Raw genomic sequence first — 20,259 nt, 5'->3', positions numbered from 1 at the left:
GCGGATGTGCGTGACCGGCCGCGGTGTGATGCCGGGGTGCCCGAGCCGTGTTCGGCGTGGCCTGCCCTATGCGGTCAGGTCCCGGCCGGCCAGATGCGGGAAGCGCAGTTCGGTCCTGCTGCGGGCCGTCTCCCCGGGGCGCAGCACGGGGCTGGGCAGGTCCGGCCGGTTGGGTGAGTCGGGCAGGTGCTGGGTCTCCAGGCAGATCGCGCCGTGCCGCTCGTGACGGCGGCCTGTCCCGTCGGTGAAGGAACCGTCGAGCTGGTTGGCGGTGTAGACCTGGATGCCGGGCTCCGTCGTCCACACCTCCATCACGCGGGCCGCGTCCGGGGCGGTGAGCCGTGCGGCCCGGCGGAGACCGCTTCCGGGGTCCCGCAGGACCCAGCAGTGGTCGAAGCCGCCCGCGGCGCGCAGTTGCCCGTTCTCGGTGGCGAGTCGTTCCGACAGGAGCCGTGGGGTGGTGAGGTCGAACGGGGTTCCGGCCACCTCGGCCGGGGGGCCCAGCGGAATGCCGTCGTCGTCCACCGGCAGATAGGTGTCCGCGTCGACCTCCAGGCGGTGGCCCAGGACGTCACCGTGTCCGGCCAGGTCGAAGTAGGCGTGGTTGGTGAGGTTGACGACCGTCGGGCGGTCGGTGACGGAGGTGTAGTCGACGGCCAGCGTGCCCGCCGTGTCGAGGGTGTAGGTGACCGTGGCGTCCAGAGCCCCCGGGAAGCCCATGTCCCCGTCGGGGCTGTGCAGGGTGAGACGTACGGACACGCTGTCGTCGGTACGGTCCTGCGTGGCCGCCCAGGCCTTGGTGTGGAAGCCGTCCGGTCCTCCGTGCAGGGCGTGGCCCCGGTCGTTGGCCGGGATGTGGTGTTCGGCGCCGTCCAGGACGAAGCGTCCGTGCGCGATGCGGTTGGCGTAGCGGCCCACTACGGCGCCGAAGTAGGGGTGCTTGGCCGTGTAGTCGTCGAGGGTCTCGAGGGACCGTACGACGGAGGCGCCGGTGCCGGCGGTGTCGGGCACGGTGAGACTGTGCAGCGACGCGCCGTAGGTCAGGATCTCGGCACGGACGCCCGTACCGCTGTCGAGGGTCCACAGATCGGTCCTGGTCCCGTGGGTGGAACCGAAGGGGGTGCGGTGCACGGTGGGGCGCGGCATCAGAGGTCCTCGATGGAGCCCGTTGCGGGCCCGTGGATGGTGGATTCGCGGACGACGAGGCGGTAGCCGGGGCGTGGCCTGCGCGGTTCGGCGACGGGCGCGCCCTTGAGCTGTTCGACGAGACTGTCGACGGCGAGCCGGGCGATGGCCTCCTTGTCGGGGGCGATGGTGGTGAGGGTGGTGGTCGTGTAGCGGCTCTCCTCGATGTCGTCGAAGCCGACGACCGCGACGTCGTCGGGGATCCGCAGACCTCGTTCGGTGATGGTCCGCATCGCGCCGATGGCGATGAGATCGTTGTAGGCGAAGACGGCGTCGGGACGCTCGTCCCGTTCGAGCAGGTGTGCCATGCCCGCGGCCCCGTCCTCCCGGCCGTAGCCGTCGGTGACGACGACCAGTGATTCGTCGGGGGTGATGCCGCAGGCGGCCAGTTCCTCGCGCCAGCCGCGCAGCCGCAGGTGGGCCGGCTGGCGTTCCCGTCCGGTGCGTGATCCGAGGAAGGCGATCCGCCGCTTGCCCTGGCCGACGAGGTGGCGCACGGCGGCCCTGGCCGCCGCCACGTTGTCGATGGCGATGTGCTCGTAGGGCGCCTCGTACTCGCGTTCGCCCAGCAGGACCAGGGGCGCCGTCTCCGTGCGCGCCATGAGGTCCTCGGTCTCCAGGTGGATGGGGCTGAGGATGAGACCGTCGATCACATGGGACCGGAAGCCCTGGCTGACCAGGAGCTCCTTCTCCCTGAGGCCGGCGGTGTGGTCGACCAGGACGGTGTAGTCGTGCCTGGCGGCCGCGTCGATGACGGCTCCGGCGAGCTCGGCGAAGTACGGGTTGCCGAACTCGGGGACGGCGAGGGCGATGATGCCGGTGCGGCCCTTGCGCAGATGGCGTGCGGTGAGGTTCGGCCGGTAGCCGAGCTCGTCGATCGCCTGCTGCACCTTGGCGCGCATCGCCGGTGTGACGTGCTGATAGTTGTTCACCACGTTCGACACGGTCTTGATGGACACGCCCGCCCGTTGTGCAACGTCCTTGAGGCTGACGCCCACGGCACTCCTTGGTTCGGCTCGGCTCGTCTTGGTTCCGCGTGGTCCGGCCGTGACCGGCCGGACCGACGTCAGGTGCTTCTGCGACTGCGCGCGAGATAGCGCTGGGCCACCACGACAACGATAAGGAAGCCGCCGCTGACCACCGACTGGTACGAGGAGTTGAGCGAGCCGATCTGGTTGATCAGGTTCTGGATGACCGCCAGCAGCAGGACGCCCCAGAGGGTTCCGCTGATGGATCCGGCACCTCCGACGAGCAGGGTGCCGCCGATGACGACCGCCGAGATCGCGTCGAGCTCCATGCCCACGCCGACGATGGTGACCCCGGAGGAGAGCCGTGCGGCGTTCAGCGCGCCGGCGAGTCCGGCGAGCAGGCCGCTGAGGGTGTAGACGAGGATCTTCGTACGGGCGACGGGGAGCCCCATCAGGGTGGCGGCGTCGCTGCTGCCGCCCACGGCGAAGAGTGTCTGCCCGAACGAGGTGCGCTGCAGGACCAGTCCTCCGGCGCCGAACAGCACCAGGGCGATGATGATCGGGTAGCCGAAGCCCCAGACCGCACCCTGGCCGAGCTCGCCGAAGGCGGAGTCCTTGGGGACCAGGTAGGTGGTCGCGCCCTCGTCGGTGAGGGAGAGGAGGAGGCCGCGGGCTCCCAGCAGGGTGGCCAGCGTGACGATGAAGGGGGCCATGTTCCCCCGGGCGATCAGGAAGCCGTTGAGCAGGCCGATCCCCCCGCACACCACCAGGGGCAGCAGCAGCGCGGCGAGGAATCCGTACTGCGAGGCCCAGGCGGCGAGGACTCCGCCGAGCGCGAAGACCGATCCGACGGACAGGTCGATCCCGCCGGTGATGATGACCATCGTCATGCCGAGGGCGACCACGGCGAGGAACGAGGCCTGGATGGTGATGCCACGGGCGTTGTCCAGCGACGCGAAGGTCGGGTAGATGAACGACGCGACGATCACGACGGCGAGCAGGACGGCCAGGACGCCCTGGCGCTGGAGGAGTTCGGCGGCGCGCTGCCGGCCGGTCCGTTCGGGTCCCGGGGAGGGGACGGCGGAGGGGGCCGGGTGCGCCGGGGCGTTCTTGGCCACCGGGGCCGGGGCGGCGGTGGCGGGCTTGGTTTCGTTCATCGGGACCGACGCTCCCGGGCGACGTAGACGGCGGCGATGATGATGGCCGCCTGGGCGATCTGTGCGGTGGAGTCGGGCAGGTCGTGCTTGACGAGGGTGGCGCGCAGGAGCTGCATCAGCAGGGCGCCCGCGACGGTGCCCAGGACCCGGACGGAGCCCCCGTTCAGGGGGGTTCCGCCGACCACGACGGCGGTGATGGCGGAGAGTTCCATCAGGGTGCCGAGGGAGGACGGGTCGCTCGCGGTGAGCCGGGCGGTGGCGAGGACGCCGGCGAGAGCGGCGAGCACCCCGCAGATCACGTACACGCCAATCAGGACCCGCTTGACGGGGAGCCCCGCGAGGCCCGCGGCGGCACGGTTGCCTCCGACGGCGACGACCTGGCGGCCGAAGGTGGTGCGCTGCACCAGGAAGGCGACGGCGACGGCGAGCACTCCGGCGATCAGGACGACGAGGGGTACGCCGAGGAAGGAGCCGGTGCCGAGCGACAGCAGGTCGGGGTTGACGATCTGCTTGAGCTGGCCGTCGGCCATGACCAGGGCGAGTCCGCGTCCTCCGACGAAGAGGGCGAGGGTGGCGACGATGGGCTGCAGTCCGACGAGCGAGACCAGGGCGCCGTTGACGGCTCCGACGACGGCGCCCGCGAGGAGCGCGACGACGAGGGCGGGTACGAGCCCGTAGCCCAGGTAGAGCGGGAGGAAGGCGGCGGCCAGCGCCATGGTCGAGCCGACGGACAGGTCGACGCCCTCCGTGCCGATGACCAGCGCCATGCCGAGAGCGACGATGACGATGGGGGCGACCTGGACGAGCTGGGTGCGGAAGTTGTCGGCGGTCATGAAGTGTTCGGTGAACAGCGCGTTGAAGAGCAGCACCACACCGACGGCCACGTACACGCCGTACCGCTGGTACCAGGCGGGGTCACGCAGCCGGGCGAACGGGCTCGCCGGCGTCTCGGGCCGGTCGCTCTTCGTGGGCGGGGCCACGGCGGTCTGGGTCATCGGGGGTCCTCCTGGGAGGCCGGGGCCGCCTCCGGTGCGTGGTCGGCGAGCACTTCGAGCAGCCGGTCCTCGGCCACGTCGTCGCCCGACAGTTCGCCCGCGACGGCGCCGCCGCGCAGGACGACGATCCGGTCGGCGCCTTCGATGAGTTCCTCGATGTCGGAGGAGATGAGCAGGACCGCGAGGCCCTCCTGCGCGAGGTCGTCGATGAGGCTCTGGACCTCGGCCTTGGCGCCGACGTCGATGCCCCGGGTGGGTTCGTCGAGCAGCAGGACCTTGGGCTCCAGGCAGAGCCAGCGGGCCAGCAGGACCTTCTGCTGGTTTCCGCCGGAGAGCTCTCCGACCTTCTGCTCGGGGCTCGACGCCTTGATCCGCAGGCGCTTCATGAAGATGTCGACGATCCGGTCCTGCTTGGCGCGTGAGACGACACCGGCCCGGGAGAGGCGCGGCATGGCCGCCAGCACGATGTTCTCCCTGACGGAGAGACCGGGCACGATCCCTTCGGCCTTGCGGTCCTCGGGCAGCAGGCTGATGCCGGCCCGGATCGCGGCGGCGGGGGTGAGCCGCTTCAGGGGAGTGCCGTCGACGGTGATCTCACCGGAGTCCACGTGCAGCGCGCCGGAGAGCGCCTTCGCCGTCTCGCTGCGGCCGGAGCCGAGCAGTCCGCCGAGGCCGAGCACCTCTCCCGCGTACAGGGAGACGGATATGTCGTGCAGCTGGAGGCGGCTGGAGATGCCGGTGGCGGTGAGGACGGGCGTACGGGAGGCCTCGTGGCCCTCGGCCGCGAAATTGGTGACGCCGTCGCGGCGGACCTCGGACAGGTCACGGCCGAGCATCATGGAGACCAGCTGCATCCGGTCGAGGTCGGCGAGTTCGCCGGTGTGGATGTGCCTGCCGTCGCGGAGGACCGTGACCCGGTCGCAGATCCGGTAGAGCTCGTCCATGCGGTGGCTGACGTAGACGACGGCGATGCCCTGGTCGCGGAGACGTTCGATGACGCGGAAGAGGGTCTCGACCTCGCGCGGTTCGAGCGAGGAGGTGGGCTCGTCCATGATGACGACCTGGGCGTTCACCGACACCGCGCGTGCGAGGGCGACCATCTGCTGAGTGCCGACGCCGAGGGTGTGCAGAGGGCGGCGGGGGTCGACGCGTACGCCGAAGCCGTCCAGCAGTTCGCCGGTCTCGCGGTGCATCCGGGAGAAGTCGATGAGGCCGAAGCGGTTCCTGGGTTCGCGGCCGAGGAAGATGTTCCGCGCCACGCTCATCAGCGGGACGAGGTTGACCTCCTGGTAGATCGTCGAGATCCCGGCCTGCTGGGCCTCGAAGGGCCGGGCGAACCGCACCGGTCCACCCGACATCCTCAGCTCACCGCCGTCCGGCCGGTAGACACCGGTCAGCACCTTGATGAGGGTGGACTTGCCCGCGCCGTTCTCCCCCACCAGGGCGTGCGTCTCCCCCGCGCGCAGGGAGAAGGTGACGTCGTCGAGTGCGACGACGCCGGGGAATCGTTTGCTCACCGAGCGGGCTTCGAGCACGACGGGGGCGGCCTGGCCTGCCGCCTCCGGTGCCTCGGTTACTGCTTCGGGTGGTGCCATGGGTGTTCTCGGCCTTCCGCTGTCCAAGGGGGATGGCCCGGGGCCGCCGTGGGCGCGGTGCGCTCGCCACGGCGGCCGGGCCGTCGGTGTCAGGAGCCGGTCAGTACGCCCCGCCGAGCGATTCCTTGGCGTTGGTCTCGTCGTAGGCGCGGTCGGTGATGATGACGTTCTCGGGGATCTCCTCGCCGCCGTAGAACTTCTGGGCGGTCGCGAAGGCGAGCGGGCCGAAGCGCGGGTTGGACTCGATTACGGCGTTGTACTCGCCGTTCACCAGGGCCTGCACGGCGTTGCGGGTGCCGTCGACCGAGACGATCTTGACGTCCTTGCCGGGCTTCTTGCCGGCGGCCTTGAGCGCGGTGACGGCGCCGAGGCCCATCTCGTCGTTCTCCGCGTAGACCGCGGTGATGTCCGGCTTCGACTGGATCAGCTGCTCCATGACCTGCTGGCCCTTGTCACGGGCGAACTCGCCGGTCTGCTGGGCGACGATCTCGATACCCGGAGCCTTCGCCTTGATCTGGTCGACGAAGCCCTTCGTCCGGTCGGTGGTCACGTTGTTGCCGGAGGCGCCGAGGAGGATCGCCACCTTGCCCTTGCCGTCGGTCGCCTTGATCATCGCGTCGGCCGCGCGCTTGCCCTGCTCGACGAAGTCGGAGCCGAGGAAGGCCACGTAGTCCTTGCAGGCCGTGGAGTTGACCTTGCGGTCGATGGTGAGGACGGGCACCTTCTTCGCCGCGGCCGCCTTGAGCGCCGGCTCCAGGCCGTCGGAGTTGAGCGGGGCGATGATAAGGAACTGGGCGCCCTGGGACAGCATGTCCTGGATGTCACTGATCTGCTTGGACAGCTGCGACTGGGCGTTGGTGGTCAGCAGCTTCTTGACGCCGATCTTGGCCGCCTCGTCCTTGATGGACTGCGTCTCGGCGATACGGAAGGGGTTGGCCTCCTTCTCCGACTGGGAGAAGCCGACCACCGCGTCCTTGAGGTCGATCTTCGGCGCACCGTAGGTCTGGAGGGAGCAGCCGGCTCCGGAGGACGCCTCCGGGGTCTTGGCCGCCTGTGCGCCCTGGCTGCTGTCGCCGCCCGCGTTGTCCGCGGTCTCCGACTTCGAGCAGCCGGAAACGGCCAGCGTGGCGGTGGCGGCGAGCAGGCAGGCCGCTGCGAGGGTACGGGATCGACGCTGGATCATCATGCGCGGGACGCTCCTTGGCGAGGTGACGGCACACCAGGCGGCGTGCGGTCGGGCATGGCGGGAGGGTGCGTCAGCCGCTCGGCGGCGGATGACGACGTGTCCCTCACGAAACCGGCTTCCAACTGCGGAAATCGGTGTGCGTGAGGGCTTGTGCGGCCTCTCGGCGGCTCGGTTTACAACGTTATATAGGCGAGTCGGCGCCAGCGGCAAGAGAGTTGTGGCTGCGTTTCCAAAATGTGTCGCATCGCCGCACGCGCGCCCGGAGCCCCGGCCGCACGAGGTGCTGCGCCACCTCTGGACACCGGCATGACCGCGTGCTGTCATACCGCCGACATCAATTTTCCAACGTTGCATATGAGTTGTCGCGCCGATTGGTCCGGACGCGGCGGCCTCCTTCGCCATGCGCCGGCCCGTTTCGGGCCGGTCACCCCACACGCGTCCGGCAGAGCAGAAGCGGAGCCCCACACATGCCCCTGAACCGACGGCAATTGATGGCCGGCACTCTTGCCACCGCCGCAGCGACCACGGCGGGCGGGCGCTGGGCCACCACGGCGACCGCCGCCGAGGGGGTGGCGGTCGCGGCACGGGGCGGTCACTACTCCCCCAACGCCGCCCCGCTCGGTCCGACGGCCTTCCTGAAGCTGCCGCCGGGCAGGGTCCGGGCCCGTGGCTGGCTCGCCGGTCAGCTCCGGATGCAGCTGGACGGGCTGTGCGGCCGCTACGAGGAGTTCTCCCACTTCCTCGACTTCGGCGAGTCCGGCTGGGTACGCCCCGACAAGGGCGGCTGGGAGGAAGTCCCCTACTGGCTGCGCGGGTACACCGACCTGGCGATCGTCACCGGTGACGCCTCGGCCCTGGCGGGCGCTCGGCGCTGGATCGACGCGATCCTCGCCACCCAGCAGTCCGACGGCTTCTTCGGCCCGAAGTCCCTGCGGACCTCGCTCAACGGCGGCCCCGACTTCTGGCCCTTCCTGCCCCTGGTGCAGGCGCTGCGGTCCTGGCAGGAGTACAACGGCGACACCCGCGTCATCCCGTTCCTGAGCAGGTTCTTCCGCTACATGAACGCCCAGGGCCCCGGCGCCTTCAACACCAGCTGGATCGCGCTCCGCTGGGGCGACGGCCTGGACAGCGTCTACTGGCTGTTCAACCGCACCGGAGACACCTTCCTGCTGGACCTCGCCGACAAGATCCACCGGTACGGCGCCGACTGGGGCGACAACCTGGTCAACCCGCACAACGTCAACATCGCCCAGGGTTTCCGCGAGCCCGCCCAGTACGCGCTGCGCAGCGGTTCGGCCCAGGACACCCGGGACACCTACGGCACGTACGCCAAGGCCATGGACCAGTACGGGCAGTTCCCGGGCGGCGGGTTCGCCGGCGACGAGAACGCCAGGCCGGGCCACGGCGACCCCAGGCAGGGCTTCGAGACCTGCGGGATCGTGGAGTTCATGGCGAGCCACCAGTTGCTCACCCGCATCACGGGGGATCCGCTGTGGGCCGACCGGTGCGAGGAACTGGCCTTCAACTCACTGCCCGCCTCGCTCGACCCGTCCGGCAAGGCGATCCACTACGTCACCAGCGCCAACAGCGTCGACCTCGACAACGTGCCCAAGAAGGACCGGCAGTTCCAGAACGGCTTCGCCATGCAGGCATTCCTGCCGGGCGTCGACCAGTACCGCTGCTGCCCGCACAACTACGGCATGGGCTGGCCCTACTTCACCGAGGAACTCTGGCTCGCCACCCCGGACGGCGGTCTCGCCGCGGCGATGTACGCGGCGTGCGAGGTCACCGCGAAGGTCGCCGACGGCACCGAGGTCACCGTCACCGAGGAGACTGACTACCCGTTCACCGACACCGTCACCCTCTCCCTCAAGTCCCCGAAGCCTCTGGCCTTCCCGCTGGTCCTGCGTGTTCCCGCCTGGTGCGGCGAGCCGGACATCCGGGTGAACGGCAAGCGGGTCACCGCCCCGGCCGGCCCCGCCTTCACCCGCATCGACCGGACCTGGCACAACGGCGACAAGGTCACCCTGCGGCTCCCGCAGCGGACCGAAGTCCGCACCTGGGCGGACAATCACGGTTCCGTGAGCGTGGACCACGGACCGCTGACCTACTCGCTGCGCATCGGGGAGTCGTATGAACGCATCGGCGGTACCGATCAGTTCCCGGAGTACGCGGTCCACGCCACCACGCCGTGGAACTACGGCCTCGTCCTGGACGGTTCACGTCCGGCGTACTCCCTGCGGCGGCACTCCACGCGCCTCGCCCCGGGCGACAACCCGTTCACCCTGGAGAACACCCCGCTCACGATGACCGCCCGCGCCCGGCGCGTCCCCGAGTGGGGCGCCGACGACGAGCATGTGGTGGCGCCGCTCCAGCAGAGCCCTGCCCGCAGCACCGAGCCGGTGGAGGAGGTGACGCTCGTCCCGATGGGCGCGGCCCGTCTGCGGATCACGTCCTTCCCGACGGTGAGCCCGGACGCCGCTCCCTGGCTGGCGGACCGCTGGTACCGGATCGGCAACCGGAACTCCGGCAAGGTCCTCGGTGTGGACGGCATGTCCACCGCGAACAGCGCCCATGTGGTGCAGTTCGGCGACACCGGGACGGCGGACCACCTCTGGCGGCTCGTGGCCAACGGGGACGGCTGGTTCCGCATCCGCAACCAGCACTCCGGCAAGGTGCTCGGCGTCGACCTGATGTCGACGGCGAACAGCGCCCATGTCGTGCAGTTCGACGACAACGACACCGCGGACCACCTGTGGCAGCTCGTGCCCGACGGCGACGGCTGGTACCGCATCCGCAACCGGAACTCGGACAAGGTCCTCGGCGTGGACGGCATGTCCACCGCCGACAGCGCCCATGTCGTGCAGTTCGACGACAACGGCACGGCCGACCATCTCTGGCGGCTGATCTGATCCCGGTTCCGCACCCCGGCGTACCACTCCCCGCACCGCTCCGGTGCGGGGAGCCCTTCCTCCTGGAGGAGTTCCCGGAATGCATCCCGCACCCGCACCACGCAGCCGTACCTGGTGGAGACGGTTAGTCTCCGGCACCAGTCTGCTAGCCCTGCTCGCCACCGCGGTCGTGGGGGCGGGCACCGCTCCCGCGGCGGCCGCTCCCACCGCCTGGGCCCCCAAGCCCTCCCCCATGACGACCCCCTGGACCAACCAGGTCTCCGTCGACAACCCGCTTCCCGAGTATCCCCGCCCCCAGCTCACCCGGCCCGACTGGGCGAACCTCAACGGGATCTGGGACTTCGCGGTGACCGGACGTGACGCCGGACAGCCGTCGTCCTTCTCCGAACAGATCAGAGTCCCGTTCGTCGCGGAGTCCGCGCTCTCCGGGATCAAGCGGAAGATCACCGAGAACGACAAGCTCTGGTACAAGCGCACCTTCACCGTCCCGTCGAACTGGAACGGCCGCCGTGTCGTGCTCAACTTCGGCGCCTCGGACTGGCAGAGCACGGTCTGGGTGAACGGCACCCAGGTCGGCGCCCACAAGGGCGGCTTCGACTCGTTCTCGTACGACATCACGCCGCAGCTGAACGGTGGTACGAACACCGTCGTGGTCTCCGTGTTCGACCCGACGCAGACCGGCGGCCAGGCCGTCGGAAAGCAGCGGATCAACGACGTGAACCCGCACGCCGGCGGCGGGATCTTCTACACCGCGGCCTCCGGCATCTGGCAGACGGTGTGGCTGGAGCCCGTCGCGGCCGCACACGTCACGCGCCTCGACATGACGCCGAACCTCGGAAACAGCACCCTGCGGGTCAAGGTGCAGGCCGCGGGCGCCTCCGGGCGGACCGCCCGGGTCACCGTGTCCAGCGGCGGAACGGTCGTGGGTACGGCGTCGGGCGCGCCCGGAGCCGACATCCCCGTCTCCGTACCGAACCCCCGGCTGTGGAGTCCGGACGACCCGTTCCTCTACGACGTGCGCGCCGAACTGCTCGACGGCACGACCGTGGTGGACAGCGTCGGCAGCTACGCCGGCATGCGGTCCATCGCCGTAGCCAAGGTCGACAACATCCTGCGGCCGGTCCTCAACGGGAAGTTCGTCTTCCAGACCGGCACCCTCGACCAGGGCTACTGGCCGGACGGCATCTACACGGCTCCGACGGACGCCGCGCTGAAGTCCGACCTCCAGGCGCACAAGGACCTCGGGTTCAACATGGTCCGCAAGCACATCAAGGTGGAGCCGCAGCGCTGGTTCTACTGGGCGGACAAGCTGGGTCTCCTCGTCTGGCAGGACATGCCGGCGATGGACACCGGGAAGACGCCCGACGGCGCGGCCCGGACGCAGTGGGAGGCCGAGTACCACGCGATCATCGACCAGCACCGCAGCTCCCCGTCCCTGGTCATGTGGGTGAACCAGAACGAGGGCTGGGGGCAGTACGACCAGGCCAGGATCGCCACCGAGGTCAAGGCCTACGACCCGTCGCGGCTCGTGAACAACATGAGCGGGGTGAACTGCTGCGGTTCCGTGGACGGCGGCAACGGCGACGTGGTCGACAACCACATCTACGTCGGCCCCGGCAACACCGCGCCGACGGCGACCAGGGCGGCCGTCCTCGGCGAGTTCGGGGGCCTGGGATGGAAGGTGTCCGGCCACGAGTGGTATCCGGGCGGCGGCTTCAGCTACGAGGACCAGTCGAGCGTCTCCGCCCTGAACAACCGCTTCGTGGGACTGCTCGACGCCATCCGCGTCGGCCAGCTGCCGGCCGGGCTCTCGGCCTCGGTCTACACCGAGATCACCGACGTCGAGAACGAGGCCAACGGGCTGCTCACCTACGACCGCCAGGTGGTCAAGGTGGACACCGCCCGGGTGAAGGCCGCCAACCAGGCCCTCATCCAGGCGTCGAAGACGCCCGCGCCTCCCGTCACCCTGCCCACCGGGCAGTACAAGTCGCTCCGGGTGACCACTCCCGGTCACACCAACAAGTACCTGCGCCACTCCGAGGCGCTCGCCTACACCGCGGTCGTCGACGGCGGCAGCAGCGCGCTGTTGAAGAGCGACGCCACCTGGAAGGTCGTCACGGGCCTGGCGAACAGCAACTGCTATTCGTTCGAGTCGCGCAACTACCCCGGTGAGTACCTCCGTCACCGGGACTTCCGGGTCCGCCGCGACGCGAGCGACGGCTCGGCCCTCTTCAAGGCCGATGCCACCTGGTGCGCCGTCGCGGGCACCGGCGGGGTCCGGCTGACCAGCGCGAACCTGCCCGGCAGCTACATGAGGCACATCGGCTCCGAGGTGTGGCTGGCCACTCCTGGAGGCAGCCACGCCTGGGACAACCCGGCCACCTTCACCGAGGACACCACCTGGTCGGTGGACGCTCCCTGGGCTCCCTGAGGTGAACCCACCGGGCCCGGTGCACGGCCGTCACGGCCGGCGCCGGGCCCGGACAACGTGTCGGCGTCCGCCATGTGTGCCGACGAGGTGCCGTGAGAGGCTGCCCCGCATGATCGCCCGTCTGCAGTGTGTCGTCCTGGACTGTGCCGACCCCGTCGAGCTGTCCCGGTTCTACCAGTCGCTCCTCGGCGGGACGGTGAACCTGCCGGACCCGCGGTGGTCGCTCGGCGAGGACTGGGCGACGCTCCACACGGACGGACTCGTGCTCGCCTTTCAGCGGGTGGAGGACCATCGGCCACCCTCGTGGGGCGACCCCGCCCGGCCTCAGCAGCTCCACCTCGACCTGGGTGTCGAGGACCTCGACCGAGCACAGCGAACCGCCCTTCGTCTGGGCGCCTCGCTGCTCGACGAGGGTGACGGGAGGAGGAGTTGGCGCATCCTGGCAGATCCGGCGGGCCACCCCTTCTGTCTCGTACGGGACCGCCAGGAGGTGCCGTGGCCGCCTGGGGACGGTGCCGGCGACCGCGAGCGGTGACCCGCCAGGACCGGTGAGGCACTTCCTCGTTCTACGCTCTTCTTGTGGACGTCAACACGTGGTTCGAGGTCGAGGATCCGGAGGCGTACGGCGAGGAGCCCTGGGATTTCGACGAGGCCGAACTCGCCTTCCTGGCAGCCCTGCGGACACGGGCCGCCGATTGGCGGGTGCCGTGGGCCCACAGCCTGGTCGGACGCCCCGAGGACGAGTCCTCGTTCCTCGTACACATCGGCCTCGTCGACGAGGCGCGTCGGCTGCTGCTCGGCGAATGGGCCGTGCACTTCTACGGTGACCATGTGCGGGCAGGGAAGGTCCGGGACCAGCTGTTCAACCTTCACGAGCCGCCTGATCAGGCGTTCTTCCAGGCATCCGGCACGGTCGAGGAGTTGGCGGGGCTCTGCGCCGACTGGTTCGAGGCATTGCTGAGCCGCCCTGTCGTCCGCCTCGAATGGCCGTCCGAGGGTGGCGGGTATGCGACTCGCTGGGAGTTCCCCGACACCGGCGAGGGCCTGGCGGTGAGCGGCTCCGTCCCGGCCGACGGCTCATCCCCCGCATACCGCGTCCAGGTCCGCCCCTGATCCGGGCCCGTCCCCGCTCTGTCCGGCCCGCCGCCGGAGAGTTCACCCACCGATCTGATCCGGTGATCCGCCGCCCTCGACGGCTTGGGGGTGCCGGCCTTGCTCACGGCACTCGCCGCGACAGACCGTCCGGCCCCGGGGCCGCCCCTTCCCGACGCCACGACGAACATGGAGGGGAGGCCATTCGGAGGGCCGAAACGCAACTTCGACATGGGCGACGAGGGCAGCTACCTTCGCCTGGTCCTCGGCGATCGCCCACGGTCGCGCCGGACTCTCCTCAGCTGAGCCGCCCCTCGGGGGACGGGCCGGTCGCGCGCCCCTCGCGTCCCGTCCCCGCGTGGGCCGACACACCAGGCACCCCCGATCAGGGAGAGACGCATGCCCCATCTTGCTCTGTACACCTTCGGCGTCCTGAAGTCACCACTCGCCGATCCCGCCCCACTCACCCGTGAACTGCGGGAGAGCAGTGAGGCCGTCTACCCGAGTATCGGCCGGCACCCCGGATACCTCGCCCATGCGGAAGCGGTGAACGAGGCCCCCGGCGCGCACTTCGACCTCGACTGGGGTGTGTGGGGAGAGTTCGCCGTACCGGCCTGGTACGACAAGGGACGTACGCCGGACACCATCGCCCTGGCCACCACGCTCTCGCTCTGGACCGAACCGCACCACGCCTTCGACGCGGTTCACACGGGTCTCCACCGTGAGGCGCTGCGCAGGCGCCACGACTGGTTCGAGAACACGGCACACCCACGCCACGTGTCCTGGTGGGTCTCCGACGGAGCGATCCCCACCTGGAGGGACGGGGTCGCCAGGCTGGAACACCTCCATGGGCGGGGCCCCCAACCGCACGCCTTCACCTTCCGCCATTCGTTCACTCCGGAGGGCGCTGCGGCCGGGACCGCCCGCGCACCACTCGGCACGGGCGCCGTGCCCCCGCTCACGCGCTCGCGTACAGGCGCCTTGGACTGAGACCCGGTTATCAATTCCTCCTCGGCGGAGCCGACATGTGCGATCATCCTCCAGGTGGACAGTCAATTCCTCGGCATCGACGAGCTCTCGGAGACCCCGGCCGTGGCGGTCGTGGTCGACGTCATGCGCGCTTTCACCGTGGCCGCATGGGCATTCGGCCGGGGTGCGACGAAAATCGTGCTCGCGGAGTCGCAGGCCGAGGTCCTCGCGCTCAAGGCCCGCAACCCCGGGTGGGTGGCGATCAAGGACGGGCCGCCCGCCCCGGGATTCGACGCCGTCAACTCACCAGGGCTGCTGCGGTCCCTGGACCTCGCAGGGCGGACGGTCGTCCAGAAGACCACGGCGGGCACCGTCGGCGCCCTCGCCGTGAAGGAGGCGTCCCTCGTGCTGTGTGCCTCCTTCGTGGTGGCGGAGGCGACGGCCCGGCTCCTGCGGGCCCGTGCGTGCGGCGACGTCACCTTCGTCGTCACCGGGGAGGGCGGTCAGGCCGACGAGGACCTGGCCTGCGCCCAGTACATCGCCCGCAGGGCCACCGGGGCCGGGACCGACGCCGCCGAATATCTCCGTCGCGCCGACACGTCACGCGCCGCGGACGAACTCAGACAGGGAGTACGCAAGGGCGTCCATCCCGATGATGTCGCACTCTGTGTGGAACTCGACCGTTTCCCCTTCGCCATGGTGGCCGCTCCGGAGGATTCGCTCATGGTGCTGCGCCCGTCCGCCGCGCCCTCCCGCGGGGAGGCGAGCAACGGGCGGGCCGAGGTTCCACCCGTTCGAACACCCGGCGTGTGAAGGGCGGTCGGAAAGGCGTTCTGAGGGGGGCCGAGCGGATGGATTGCGTCGTCCGGAACGACCGCGCCGACTCGGGTCCGTACGCCTGACGCGACAGTCGATCATGGTTCGGAGCGCACTTCCCGCACCTCGAACATCCCTGCCGACCGCCCCGCGAAGGAAGCCGGATCAGATCATGGACGCCGCAGAGCAACAGGACGCTCCCCCACTCCACCTGTACGACCGGTCCGGGAACCGTTACAGCCTGGACGACCCCCGCTGGCGGGGCGAGGACGGCAGCCCTCTGGCGGTCGGCCCGACGGCCGGGTTGCGTCCTGATCAGATCGACACGGCTGAACGGTCCCTCTGGCGTTACGGTGCCGCGCTCCCCGTCCCTGCCGGACACCGGGTGAGCCTGGGCGAGGGGTGCACCCCGATGATTCCGCTGGAGTGGTCGGGCCGGCGCGTCCACTTCAAGCTGGAGTGGTTCAACCCGACCTCCAGCTTCAAGGACCGGGGCGTGTCGGTGATGATCTCCCACCTGGCTGCGCACGGTGCCCGCCGTGTGCTCGAGGACAGCTCGGGGAACGGCGGTGCGGCAGTCGCCGCCTACGCCGCCGCGGCGGGTATGCATGCCAAGATCATCGTTCCGGCCGCCACCTCGGCTGCCAAGATCCTTCAGGCGCGCGCCTTCGGAGCCGAGATCGAGCTCGTCGGAGGAACTCGCGACGAGGTCTCGGCGGAGGCGATTCGGCAGTCGGAACATATCCCCTACGCGAGCCACAACTGGCACCCGATGTTCATCCAGGGCACGAAGACGATCGCCTACGAGATGTGGGAGTCCCTCGGCTTCACGGCACCTGACAACGTCGTCCTGGTGGCCGGGGCCGGCAGCACCGTCATCGGCTGCGACCTCGCGTTCGGCGAACTGCTGGAGGCGGGCCGGATCGAGAAGCTCCCGCGCCTGTTCGTCGGGCAGCCCGAGCACTGGGCCACGATCGCCGACGCGGTGAACGGTGTCGACCCCGACAGCCGCGGGGAGCGGGTGCCGACGATCGCCGAAGGCGCGTCCATCGCCAGTCCGGTACGGCTGCCGGAGGCGGTGGGGGCCATCGCACGTTCGCGGGGCGCCGCGTACGCCGTACCCGAGGACGAGATCCGCAGCGCCGTCCGTGCACTTGCCGCGCGGGGTCTGTACGCCGAGCCCACGAGCAGTGTCGCCGCTGCGACCCTCGATCACTTCATCGCCACCGGAGACATCGCCCCGGATCAGACGACCGTGGTCGTGCTCACCGGCGCCGGTCTGAAGTCCGCCGAGAGAATGGCCGCCGTGTTCGACGAGCCCACCGGCTGACCAACCCGTCGCTCTGGCGCACCGCTCCCGACGGCCGCGCGCCCGCCGACGCGAGAGCTCCCGGCGGCGCGGCCTGTCGCACACGTCGCCGGGAGCGGTCCTGCGGGTACTACGGGCACTGCTTACGGCTGGTCGCCGTCGTGGAGCGCGGTCACCTCCTGGTCGGTGAGCGCCTTGTCGTACACCTTCACCTGGTCGATCGAGCCGTTCCAGAAGTCGGTGTCGGAGCCGCCCCACTTGGCGCGGCCCACGGCCAGCGAGCCGGAGCTCACATCGGCGGTTCCCGCCTCGGCGGTGGAGGCGAGCTTGCCGTCGACGTACAGCTTGATCTCGTCGCCGCTGCGCACGCCGACCAGGTGGTACCACTTGCCCAGCTCGGGCTTGATCTCCAGGCGGGCGCGGTGGGCGCCCGGGGTGGAGAAGGCGAAGCCGCCCTGACCGTACTGGAGGTAGAAGGGGTTCTCCTGGCGGCGGCCGTCCTGGCTGACGATCGTGGCGTAGTTGCCCGGCAGCGCGTCGAGCGACGCCCAGGCGGAGACGGTGTAGTCACCCGTGGTGTCCACGACCGGGCCGTCGGTCTCGGCGTACTGGCCCTGGCCGTCGAACTTCAGCGCGGAGCCCTGGACGCCCTGTGTCCAGGACGTGCCCTCGGAGAGGGTGAGGTCCTTGTGGTTCGGGCCGCTGTCGGCGGCCTTGGTCCCCTTGTTCTCGTCGAGCGACCAGGAGCCGCCCCCCTTGATCTCGTCCCGCTCACCGGCTGCGGCGCCGGCGGCGATGACCTCCTGGTTGATCTTGCGCACCTTGGCGGGGTCGACCTTGATCTCACGGCGGTCGTACGTCCACAGGCCGTTGAGCTCGTTCTCCAGGTCGGTCACCTGGGTGTAGATCGAGCCGGAGAGCTCGGCGCGTGCGGCGTCCAGGTAGAAGGTGCGGGTGTTGTCGACGTACTTCGCGGTCAGGGCGTCCTTGTCGGCGACACCGCTGTAGATCGCGGTGGGCGCGCCCGGCCACATGTGTCCGGGCATCCGGAGGGTGAAGCCGCCGTGCTCACCGTCCATCGCCGCGCGGGTGGCGTCCGGGAAGGCAGGGTCCGTGTTGTTGTAGTCGTGGTGGTCGATGATGTCGCCCTTGCCGCTGTCACCCTTGGAGTTGCAGCAGTTGACACCGCTGTGGGCGTTGACGACCCGGGACGGGTCCGCGGCCTGCACCTTCTCCGTGATCTTGCCGGTCTCGGTGCGGTCCCACTCGCCCCAGCCCTCGTTGAAGACGATCCAGGCGCCGATGGAGGGGTAGTTGTGCAGCTGCTCCATCATCTCGGCACCCTGGTCGAGGAAGGCCTTCTGACCCTTCTCACCGGTGATGTTGCCGGAGACGAAGTCCTGCCAGACCAGCAGACCGAGCTGGTCGGCGTGGTAGTACCAGCGGGCCGGCTCGACCTTGATGTGCTTGCGCACGGAGTTGAAGCCGAGGTCCTTCTGGGCCTTGAGGTCGAAGACGAGTGCCGCGTCGCTGGGCGCGGTGTTCAGGCCGTCGGGGTAGAAGCCCTGGTCGAGCTGGGCGAGGGAGAAGAAGGGCTTCCCGTTGAGCACCAGCTTCTGGTAGCCGCCGACCTTGGCGACTCCGAACGAACGCATGCCGAAGTAGCTGTCGACGGTGTCCTTCGAACGGCCGTCCCGCAGCGTGACCTCGAGGTCGTAGAGGTACGGGTCGTCCGGCGTCCACAGGTGCTGCTTCGCGACCGGCAGGCTCAGCTCGCTGTTGGCGGCGCCGGTGACGGTGCCGACGACCTTGCCCTTCTTGTCGCGGGCGACGGCGGTGACCCGGGCGGACTTCGAGGCGTCCTCGGAGTTGACCTTGAGCGCGAGCCGGCCCTTGTCGATGTCGGGCGTGGTCGTCAGCGAGTCCACGGACGCGGGGGCGACGGGCTCCATCCAGACGGTCTGCCAGATGCCGGAGGAGGCGGTGTAGAAGATGCCGCTGGGGTTGGCGGACTGCTTGCCGGTGGGCTGGTCGGCACCGGTGGTGTCCGTGACCGCGACGATGATCTCCTGCGGGCCGCTGCCCTTGAGGGCGTCGGTGATGTCGGCGCTGAAGGCGGTGTAACCACCGGTGTGCTCGGCGACCTGCTTGCCGTTGACGTAGACCGTCGCCTGGTAGTCGACGGCGCCGAAGTTGAGCTTCAGGCGGTCGTCACTGCTCCGCTTGCCCACCGACCACTTCTTCGGCACGGTGACGAGCTTGCGGTAGAACATGTGGTCCTCGTGGCGCTCCAGCCCGGAGAGCTGGGACTCCACGGGGTAGGGCACGGTGATGCGCTCGTCGAGGGACTTGCCGAAGACCGGCTTCTCCCCGGCGGCGGCTCCCGCGAACTCCCACGGTCCGTTGAGGTTCTTCCAGTCGTCGCGCACCTGCTGCGGGCGGGGGTACTCGGGCAGCGGGTTCTTCGGGTCGACCTTGTCGCCCCACGGCGTGGTCAGCCGGTGCGTCGAGAGGTTCTTCGCCCTGCGGCTGATCTCCGGGACGGTCTCGTCGCCGTTCTTCAGCCCGGCCTCGCCGTCGTAGTCGAACCTGACCTGCTGGTTCTTCTGGACCGCGGCGCCCAGGGTGACGATGAGCGACTTGCGGTCGTTCGAAGCCCTGGCGACCGACTTCACCGGCATCGGCACGGTGTCCGCCTCGACGACGAGGTGGTCCTTCACCTCCTCGACTCCGGTCAGCTCATGGTCGAAGGTGGCCTGCAGCTTCTGGCCGTTCTCGGCGACGCTCAGCCCGACCGGGTAGACCTCGAAGTCGGCCGGCGGGGTGAAGGCGGACTCGGGAACGATCTGCTTGGCGAGCTTCGCGCTCGACCAGCGCAGGAACATGTTCGCCCCGCCGGTGTCCTGGAACATCTCCAGCCGGAACGTGTGCTGTTCGCCGGCCTTCAGGGTGACCGGCGCGCTGGTCTGCTCCTTGTCCCAGTCCGGTTCCCAGTGGTCGATGACGGCCTTGTCGTCGATGAACAGACGGAAGCCGTTGTCACCGATGGCGGAGAACGTGTAGTCGCCGTCCTCAGGAGCCTCGATCTGCCCCGTCCAGCGGGCCGTGGTGTTCTCGGTCTGACCGGTGGCCGACTCGAACGCACCCGTCAGGCCGGGGAAGTTGATCTCCGGGTCCAGCGCGGTGGCGCCCAGCTTCGCGAAGTCGCGCGCTCCGGGCGCGGACATCGCGAAGTACTCGCCCTTGAGGCCGTGGACCTCGGTGGAGGGGTCCTCCTTCACGAACGCGGAGGCGGCGGCGCCGGCGCTCGCCACGGCGTCCGTGGCGGGAGCCGCGGACGCGGCCGGGACCAGGGTCGCCCCAACGGGGAGCAGGAGGGCCGCCGTACAGGCAAGGGTTCTCAAAGCCGTACGGGGGCGGACTAGTTGTCGTATCAAGGCGTCGTCCTCGTCGAAGAAGCCGAAGTGCCCCCGGACTGCGGGGCACTGCACATAGTCGAACATTGAGCCACAGCCTCAAACACCTGACAACGGTCGTGCACAGGAAATTTTCAACGATATAAAGATTGCTCGCCCCTCCCGTAGGTCTCCCGGGCATGCCGGAAGCGGTGGGCGGCTGTCAGCCGCCCACCGGGATTCCGACCG

14 protein-coding genes are annotated in these 20,259 nt (G+C 69.7%); 7 read left to right on the top strand and 7 right to left on the bottom strand.

All coding sequences use genetic code 11. The features are described from left to right. Positions 1-66 precede the first annotated feature (66 nt). The 6 genes from ACGFNN_RS07050 to ACGFNN_RS07025 form a co-directional block, all read right to left on the bottom strand. Complete coding sequence (locus ACGFNN_RS07050; RefSeq protein WP_393553682.1) at positions 67-1,146, bottom strand: aldose epimerase family protein; 1,080 nt, start codon at positions 1,144-1,146, stop codon at positions 67-69. Further along, complete coding sequence (locus ACGFNN_RS07045; protein ID WP_393553681.1) at positions 1,146-2,183, bottom strand: LacI family DNA-binding transcriptional regulator; 1,038 nt, start codon at positions 2,181-2,183, stop codon at positions 1,146-1,148. The genes ACGFNN_RS07050 and ACGFNN_RS07045 overlap by 1 nt, the downstream gene beginning before the upstream one ends. A gap of 68 nt (positions 2,184-2,251) precedes the next feature. Further along, positions 2,252-3,310, bottom strand: a complete 1,059-nt coding sequence (locus ACGFNN_RS07040; RefSeq protein ID WP_365527103.1) for an ABC transporter permease — start codon at positions 3,308-3,310, stop codon at positions 2,252-2,254. After that, a complete protein-coding gene (locus tag ACGFNN_RS07035; RefSeq protein ID WP_365527105.1) occupies positions 3,307-4,305 on the bottom strand; it encodes an ABC transporter permease in 999 nt (332 codons plus the stop codon). Before ACGFNN_RS07035 ends, ACGFNN_RS07040 begins: the two co-directional genes overlap by 4 nt. Next, positions 4,302-5,900, bottom strand: coding sequence for a sugar ABC transporter ATP-binding protein (locus ACGFNN_RS07030; RefSeq protein WP_362667010.1), 1,599 nt, complete (start codon positions 5,898-5,900; stop codon positions 4,302-4,304). The genes ACGFNN_RS07035 and ACGFNN_RS07030 overlap by 4 nt, the downstream gene beginning before the upstream one ends. Positions 5,901-6,000: 100 nt before the next feature. After that, entirely contained in the window at positions 6,001-7,086 is a 1,086-nt protein-coding gene (locus tag ACGFNN_RS07025) for an ABC transporter substrate-binding protein (RefSeq protein ID WP_362543562.1), read from the bottom strand. Between the two features lie 467 nt (positions 7,087-7,553). Here ACGFNN_RS07025 and ACGFNN_RS07020 point away from each other — a divergent pair, with 467 nt between their 5' ends. The 7 genes from ACGFNN_RS07020 (at position 7,554) to ACGFNN_RS06990 (ending at position 16,636) form a co-directional block, all read left to right on the top strand. After that, positions 7,554-9,998, top strand: coding sequence for an RICIN domain-containing protein (locus tag ACGFNN_RS07020; RefSeq protein ID WP_393553680.1), 2,445 nt, complete (start codon positions 7,554-7,556; stop codon positions 9,996-9,998). A gap of 79 nt (positions 9,999-10,077) precedes the next feature. After that, positions 10,078-12,429: an AbfB domain-containing protein gene (locus tag ACGFNN_RS07015; RefSeq protein ID WP_393553679.1), complete on the top strand. Its 2,352-nt coding sequence runs from the start codon at positions 10,078-10,080 to the stop codon at positions 12,427-12,429. Between the two features lie 109 nt (positions 12,430-12,538). Then, positions 12,539-12,964, top strand: coding sequence for a VOC family protein (locus tag ACGFNN_RS07010; protein ID WP_393553678.1), 426 nt, complete (start codon positions 12,539-12,541; stop codon positions 12,962-12,964). A 44-nt stretch (positions 12,965-13,008) separates the two neighbouring features. Next, positions 13,009-13,542 (top strand): hypothetical protein, encoded by a 534-nt coding sequence (locus tag ACGFNN_RS07005; protein WP_393553677.1) that lies wholly within the window; start codon positions 13,009-13,011, stop codon positions 13,540-13,542. 378 nt (positions 13,543-13,920) lie between these two features. Then, entirely contained in the window at positions 13,921-14,511 is a 591-nt protein-coding gene (locus tag ACGFNN_RS07000) for a DUF3291 domain-containing protein (protein ID WP_393553676.1), read from the top strand. A 54-nt stretch (positions 14,512-14,565) separates the two neighbouring features. Beyond that, complete coding sequence (locus ACGFNN_RS06995; protein ID WP_393553675.1) at positions 14,566-15,303, top strand: 2-phosphosulfolactate phosphatase; 738 nt, start codon at positions 14,566-14,568, stop codon at positions 15,301-15,303. A 175-nt stretch (positions 15,304-15,478) separates the two neighbouring features. Next, on the top strand, positions 15,479-16,636 hold the full coding sequence (locus ACGFNN_RS06990; RefSeq protein ID WP_393553674.1) for a pyridoxal-phosphate dependent enzyme: 1,158 nt from the start codon (positions 15,479-15,481) through the stop codon (positions 16,634-16,636). A gap of 122 nt (positions 16,637-16,758) precedes the next feature. Here the strand turns inward: ACGFNN_RS06990 and ACGFNN_RS06985 are convergent, their stop codons facing one another. Further along, a complete protein-coding gene (locus ACGFNN_RS06985) occupies positions 16,759-20,118 on the bottom strand; it encodes a LamG-like jellyroll fold domain-containing protein (RefSeq protein ID WP_393553673.1) in 3,360 nt (1,119 codons plus the stop codon). Positions 20,119-20,259: the final 141 nt, after the last annotated feature.

Origin of the sequence: Streptomyces sp. NPDC048590, assembly GCF_043199535.1 — a bacterium.
Classification (GTDB): domain Bacteria; phylum Actinomycetota; class Actinomycetes; order Streptomycetales; family Streptomycetaceae; genus Streptomyces.
Note: the sequence above shows the minus strand (reverse complement) of the source record. Positions and strands in the feature narration are given on the sequence as shown.